At 53.2% G+C, this 6,171-nt stretch carries 10 protein-coding genes and 1 pseudogene; 3 read left to right on the top strand and 8 right to left on the bottom strand.

The window, feature by feature from the left end; genetic code table 11:
• Positions 1-511: hypothetical protein (locus OC610_RS19095; RefSeq protein WP_264429852.1), on the bottom strand; the 511-nt coding region annotated here is incomplete at its 3' end.
• A 75-nt stretch (positions 512-586) separates the two neighbouring features.
• Positions 587-1,228 (bottom strand): DUF998 domain-containing protein, encoded by a 642-nt coding sequence (locus OC610_RS19100; protein WP_264429853.1) that lies wholly within the window; start codon positions 1,226-1,228, stop codon positions 587-589.
• Between the two features lie 153 nt (positions 1,229-1,381).
• Here OC610_RS19100 and OC610_RS19105 point away from each other — a divergent pair, with 153 nt between their 5' ends.
• Positions 1,382-1,795: a c-type cytochrome gene (locus OC610_RS19105; RefSeq protein ID WP_264429854.1), complete on the top strand. Its 414-nt coding sequence runs from the start codon at positions 1,382-1,384 to the stop codon at positions 1,793-1,795.
• Between the two features lie 143 nt (positions 1,796-1,938).
• A pseudogene (locus OC610_RS19110) lies at positions 1,939-2,103 on the top strand (helix-turn-helix domain-containing transcriptional regulator); the annotation flags it as partial.
• Positions 2,104-2,244: 141 nt separating this feature from the next.
• On the opposite strand, the gene OC610_RS19115 reads toward OC610_RS19110, so the two are convergent.
• From OC610_RS19115 to OC610_RS19130, 4 genes are all read right to left on the bottom strand, one after another.
• Positions 2,245-2,517: a hypothetical protein gene (locus tag OC610_RS19115; protein WP_018610855.1), complete on the bottom strand. Its 273-nt coding sequence runs from the start codon at positions 2,515-2,517 to the stop codon at positions 2,245-2,247.
• Between the two features lie 224 nt (positions 2,518-2,741).
• Positions 2,742-3,131: an SMI1/KNR4 family protein gene (locus OC610_RS19120; RefSeq protein WP_264429856.1), complete on the bottom strand. Its 390-nt coding sequence runs from the start codon at positions 3,129-3,131 to the stop codon at positions 2,742-2,744.
• Between the two features lie 92 nt (positions 3,132-3,223).
• Entirely contained in the window at positions 3,224-3,628 is a 405-nt protein-coding gene (locus OC610_RS19125) for a hypothetical protein (protein ID WP_264429857.1), read from the bottom strand.
• Between the two features lie 224 nt (positions 3,629-3,852).
• A complete protein-coding gene (locus OC610_RS19130; RefSeq protein WP_264429859.1) occupies positions 3,853-4,113 on the bottom strand; it encodes a hypothetical protein in 261 nt (86 codons plus the stop codon).
• A 216-nt stretch (positions 4,114-4,329) separates the two neighbouring features.
• Between OC610_RS19130 and OC610_RS19135 the strand changes: the two genes are divergently transcribed.
• On the top strand, positions 4,330-4,629 hold the full coding sequence (locus OC610_RS19135; RefSeq protein ID WP_264429860.1) for a hypothetical protein: 300 nt from the start codon (positions 4,330-4,332) through the stop codon (positions 4,627-4,629).
• Between the two features lie 246 nt (positions 4,630-4,875).
• Here OC610_RS19135 and OC610_RS19140 read toward each other — a convergent pair whose 3' ends face one another.
• Complete coding sequence (locus OC610_RS19140) at positions 4,876-5,313, bottom strand: type II toxin-antitoxin system YafO family toxin (RefSeq protein ID WP_264429861.1); 438 nt, start codon at positions 5,311-5,313, stop codon at positions 4,876-4,878.
• Complete coding sequence (locus OC610_RS19145) at positions 5,313-5,765, bottom strand: hypothetical protein (protein ID WP_264429862.1); 453 nt, start codon at positions 5,763-5,765, stop codon at positions 5,313-5,315. The genes OC610_RS19140 and OC610_RS19145 overlap by 1 nt, the downstream gene beginning before the upstream one ends.
• Positions 5,766-6,171 lie beyond the last annotated feature (406 nt).

The raw sequence follows: 6,171 nt of genomic DNA on the forward strand, positions 1-6,171 counted from the left end.
TTTTCTGGGAAATAGCCTCGACCTGCTCCTTGGTCATCGCCGACATGACGCCTTCCCAGGCAGACGACGACGTGTCATACGTCCGGGTGCCAATCAGGCGGCCTGATTTCAAGTCCGAGTAATCTGCACTGGAATTGACCCACGCATTCCCCACCATGACCCCTGCGCCGTAGCGTGCGCCAGGCGTCAAATAACGGAAATTGCTCACGTTGATCTTGATGCCAACCCCCTCTTTACCCCCAGGACTTGAAGACTGGCCCTCCGCAAGGCTGTAGCCGGCGCGCGTCGCTTCGACTTGCAGGGCATCGCGCCATTCCTGTTTCAAGCGAGGCCAGTCCTCGTTCTGTTGAACGTTGCTGTTTCCCTGGAAGTTCACCACCAGGTTTTGCTTGGCTGACTCCTGGATAACAAGCGTTTCAGTTCCGCCGCTTTTCACGGAAGCAGCGCATCCGCTCAACATCAAGAGTGCAACGGCACAGGACAGCGCAATCGAAAGCTTGGAGTTGTTCATTGATTTCCCTATCCAAAAGTCGGTGAGATGGAGTTTAAGTATGTCCGCCGGGGCAGACGGGTTATGAGCCGCCCATTAACGGGCGCTTGCCGGGGTTACTTCAGCACGAAGAGCGATCCATGCCAAGGTTGAGATCCACACGACGCATACGCCGTAATTAAGCCTTTGGTACAGGCCAAATCCATACCCTTCGGTGAATGCCTTGGACATCATCGCTACCGTCACGACAGCCAGGATCAAGCAAAGCATCGAGAACCTTCCGAATCCAGGTGACGACAATAGTTCTTTGCCGAGGAAACTCCACAAGCCAATGGCCAGCGCCATTGAGACGAACATGATCAAACCGGCCAGGTTATGAAGCTGCTGGGAAGTTGAAGGCTGCGCTGGTGCACATCCCTGATCACAAGAAAAATAGCCAGCGGCGAAGCTCGCCAGGCCGTGGAACAATACTAAAACGGCACTGAACAGGGCGAGGCGCGATCCTGCGAAGTTTCGCGCCAAACCTATCCCGAACAGTACGAACAGCACGCCCAGCGGAAAGTTGTTCACCCAGGCGGAATAACCGTGCGTGGGTGCCCCTACCGCGCCCAACACGCTCATTGCCTGGTCGAGATGGCTATAACCCGGGTAGCCCAGCGATGTCAGCGCCACACCAGCAAACAACCAAAGAGGAATCAACAGCCCCAGTCCCAGCAAAATTCGGTCAATGGTTTTCAAACGTACGACGCTCCTTTTTTATGGCAATGAACCGCTCCGTCTCCTACGAAGCGTCTTCATGCTAGCGGGCGTCCGTCACGAGAGATATCTAATTTTGCAAGCCAGCGGGTAGATGCGTCATCCTGTGGCCCCCTCGAACCATGGACGGTCCTCATGAGCAAACGCGTGCCAAGCACTTTCCCATCGATTGCAAAAACGCTGTTTATCGCAGCGCTAGGAAACTTGTCGCTCATCCAACCTGCATCTTCCTTTGCGGATAACGCCAACGGCAAAGACCTCTATCTGCAGAGATGTGCCATGTGCCATGGAACAGACCTCAAGGCAACGGGCCCACTGGCTGGAAAAAGCAACCCTCCCACACCTGACCTCACGACGTCCGCCTTCAAAAAGCGACTGAGTGATTATCCAGGCGTTATCGTGTCCTCGATAATACTTCGCCCGAATGGCGACTTGATTCCAAAGACGTTGCGAGAGAACGGCGTCAGGCTACCGCCACATGCCTGGAGCGTTATGGATCTGCGGGATTTGAATCAGTATATGAGTGGGGTGATTGCGAGAAATCGGTGATTGAAACAAGCGGCAGGCTTGAGCGCCGGCTGGGGGAGAGATTGCTATTTTGGGTCCGCTTGTATCCGGCCCGCATCACAAACCGTAGCCGGCCCCTGCCCCGTCCTGTTCGGCGAGCGAGAATTGGCAAAGGAGATTTGAACATGAGTCAAAACCTGACGACATTTGATATGGCTGCGCTGCTCGATAGCGATGAAGCAGCCATTGAATATCTTTCTCAAGTGTTGGCTGATGGTGACAGCGAGGAGTTTGTCCGAGCGATCGGTCATGTAGCCAAGGCCCGAGATATGGCGCATATCGTTGAAGACTGATGCTTGGGGCGAGAGTGCGAGAGAGCTTTTGGAAGGCCCAAGGAGTCGAAAGAGCCCGGCAATCAGGCCGGCATCACGTACATTTTGCAGCCATACATTTGTCAGAGAAACGGGCGACTGACAAGTCGCCCGTTTCATTTATTCCGCCACCTGCGCTCGCAATCGTCGCCCGATCACATCCATGACGTCACAACCATCGCGCAATGACGTGGTCAGCAATTTACAAAAATCAGTCAGCACTACCGTGTCTGAGCTGATGTCAGAGCGAAACGCGATATTTTCCAAGACTTGGGTCACCGTGCGGATGCGGTAATCGGCGGTTTCGAAAAGGACGTCTAGAGGCGCTTCGGTGTCGATGAGCAGGGTTGCGGGGATGCAGTCGATGCCGGTGATGGGCATGTATCGGGTCATGGGGAGTACCTTCAATTGATAATGGGCAGGAGCTTCTGCGCTTCATTCAATCGAGTCGCCAAACCCGAGTCGCTATCTGGGCGACAGAGAGACAATAGTTCGCGCATACATATCGTGCAATGTGCTGGCTTCCGAAATTTGTGTAGGAATCTGCGTCGCTGCCGCTCGCGGCACACGGCTGTGCCTTCATCCGTCTCGTAATCGTGGTCTGTCCCCGATTCCTCTTAGCCGACCAGCTTGAGAAACTCAGTGAAACTGCTTGCCACGGTCGCTATGCTTCCATCCAGGTCCACGCCATCAAACGTTACTATGGGCCAAGGCTCCGATCCACGCAGATCGAAAGCGAACAATTGTCCTCCACCATCGCTTCCAAAAACAAATAGGCCAGGTGCAATTTTATGGAAAATAGCTATCTGCTCGACGTCTGAAGCGGTGTCCGCCGAATCAAGGCAAAAATTGAAGGGGTGGGCCGAACACGAGCATTCTCCTCCGTCGCTGAACGCTAGAAGCTGGTAATAATCGATAGGCAAGTGTCGAGGCGCCGCCACACGAAGAGCTTCGAGCGCTTCAGTAGAGGCTCCCTTATTACCAATCCAATCAGGGTGAATTTTCAACGAAGCGTCTCCTTGCCGCTGCCCAGGTCAGCCGTTACCAGCAGCTTGTAACCTAGGCGGGTCACTTCGCGCCAGCGGAACGAGTGAGAGGTTTAAGGGATGACCGGAGTATCTATCCGCTCACCTGATTCCATATCCTCGATCTTAAAGTCCCACCAGTCTTCACTTGGCATCGACTTGAGACCGTATTCCCGCCCGGCTTTTAGGTCAACGTCCCGAAAAATTGGCCTCGTCGCTCGTGTTCCCGTCCACTTTTTCACTTCCAGGCGGTGCTTTCCTGGAGACAAGCGATATTCGGTACGCTGCGTGTACAACGTATACAGGGTGTCAGCTCCATCTACGCTGGCAATAGTGAGCGTCTTCTCTATCGCCCGAATACCTGCGGTTTGGGAGTTTGGCAAGCCATCCGCTGCTTTCTCAGTGTAGGACTTACACCCAGCCGCCATAACGATAATCATAGCGAAACCGAGGATGCTGAAGCCGCGTTTGAACTGCATAAACCGTCTCGTATTCCATCAGTGGGTCGGCTATTCAACCCCACCTATTATAAAAATGCCAACATAGGGAAATCCGGGGAAATCCGGGACAGACCACGATTTGAGTCGGTAATCGGACCGTATCACAATCGTGGTCTGCCCCCGTTTCCCTCCTATTGGAAATGGAAAAACCGCTCAATGGCGGGTTCAGGAGTGCCCAACGGGCGAATTATTTGGAAGGCTTGCTACTCAGGAATTCGACTGTTCTCGTATTCCTCAAGCGGTAATCCCGCCTCGGAACCAATCACAACACCGGCCAACCCACAATAAGGGCAGCAGGCGTGTTTCTCGTCGTGCCATTTCGTGATTTGAGCTGGTTTAGACCATTGGCCGCAGGCACTGCAGATACATTTTTCGCTCGCGTTGATTTCCTCACGATTGTTCCAACCATGATCTTCGGCTGATTGATCCAGCCATTGTAAGCGCGCCTTTGTTGCATCATCCATTGGATAGACCTGGTCACTTCTACTCATAACGCATTCTAGCTTGGTGCCGCTCAGTTGGCGTCGGCGCGGTACTGAAACGAGGCCAATACCGTGAATGCATAACTGTGGTCTGTTCCGTTTTCGTTCACTTTTCCGCGCTCAGCACTTGAAAAGTACCTCGCACCGGGCACACCACCCTTCAGCTGCGCTCCGGTTCATTGGAAAACGGAGGGGAGGATGACTCGTATCGGCAACCGTCAAAACCAGAGAGAATCTTATGAATCTGCGCCGAATTTCGTCGGCTGGAACGCTCGTGCCTGCCCCTTCGACTATTTGAAGAACGCCGCCCGATACCTTGCTGTCAATCTGTTGCCACTCACACTGCCAGCCTGTTACCCACGTGAAGTCTTGAATTTGATAATCGCCGGTGGCGCTTTGGCATTGAGCGAGTTTCTTGCTGGAGAGGTCAAAGACAAAAAACAGGGGGCTTGGATAACCGAGCATCTGAGTATCATCAAGGCTCAGACCTTCTTTTAGGTTGATGGATGCTACAAGTGCTTTTGCTCGCCGCTTGCGCCGTATCAAATGCCATATGGAGAGGCAAAATATAGAAATAGAAGCCAGGAAGAGCTGACGTCCTTCGACGGTAAGCTTACCGGACGAAAACTCTATCATGCCCCACACGAATCCTATCGTCGCAAGCCCCGATACCCAAGCGGCGGGGATCACTACACTGTTAGCGAGGCGAGCTCCGAGCGTCCTCAAACAGGTTTTCATCATAATTCAGTTTTCGTCTCGGAATTGTTTAGCCAGTATCCCAAGCCTAGTCATCACCGCATCGACCTTCGCCTTGTCGTGCGCATACGGCGCGAAGAATGCCAGGATCATGTATCGGTCTTCATAAAGCTCGCCCTGCACGTAGACCAAAGCGGCATCCAACTGCGGCCGCTTTATTTCGCACTTTCTGTAGGCTTGCCGATCGGAGGCCCTGAACGTTTGGGGTGGTAGAGCGATATGAATATGGCGAAGTTGGCCGGATCGAGCCGCTGCCGGCTTGTGATATGGCTGATCACACCCCATGTAACTGGGAAGTGTCTGACCTTTGCTATCCATGCAGACGGTAAAATCTTTAATTATCTGGTCTAGTGCAAAAGGATGAGCTGCGAGTGCCAACTCGATATCACCCCGCAATTCAGGATGGATTTCGACTCGAATCGCCACTATCCGACTTGATCGATCAGACGCTGTGTGTTGCGGGTCGTCAAGGTTTTCAGCCCTTCCAAGTCGATATCGCTCTCGATGACATTCGGGACGATCGTGCGTTGACGTATCAGGGAATCATTCATCGCCGCGACCGAGCGCGCCTTCGCTACAGCTCGAAGCAGTGTATTGAACTCTTTTTCGTGCCCGACCGGAGTACCGGCTTCACGGAGCCTCTTCTCTACAAACCTCAGGTTGTCTGCGATTAAGCCAAAAGGGTGGTCTTCCAGATGGCGCTCCGGAACCTCTGCCTCGCACAAAATCCTGGTGTATTTACTCATGTCGGTTTCGAGCTTGCCCAGTTCGCCAACAACACTTTTCACAATATCCTGCACGTTCGCCTGGGTCCGCTTCGCTGCTTCAGCTGACCGCTTGGCTGGCGCTACTTCCGCAAATGCCATTTGATCAGTCATGACCAAGCATGCCGCAACCATAGTCATGGCGATGGTCGGCCCCGACCAAGAGCCTTTGCTTTGAGCTGCTACTGTCATAACGTCACCAAATCTATCGAATTGCTCAAATACTATACAGTGAAATCAAGGCTCGATGCATGGCAGCGAGCAGCCGGTAGTAAAGCCAGCGATACGCCTATCCACCGTTTTACCAAACCTCTTTTCTGAAAATGCTCAGAGCGTAACGCGATAAAAAATCTCCGGCGAGGGGCTTGGGGTCAGATTAGTGCCCTTGAAGAGATTTTCAGAAACCTCCTACGTCGGAGCTATGCAAACCCCAGACGCAAAAAAGGGCCAACCTCTCGGTTGACCCTTCTAGACCGCCTAGCAGAGCGGATTTTGTTTGGTAGGCGCGATTGGAACCGAG

It is taken from the genome of Pseudomonas agronomica (genome assembly GCF_025917275.1).
In the GTDB taxonomy this organism is placed as follows: Bacteria; Pseudomonadota; Gammaproteobacteria; order Pseudomonadales; family Pseudomonadaceae; genus Aquipseudomonas; species Aquipseudomonas agronomica.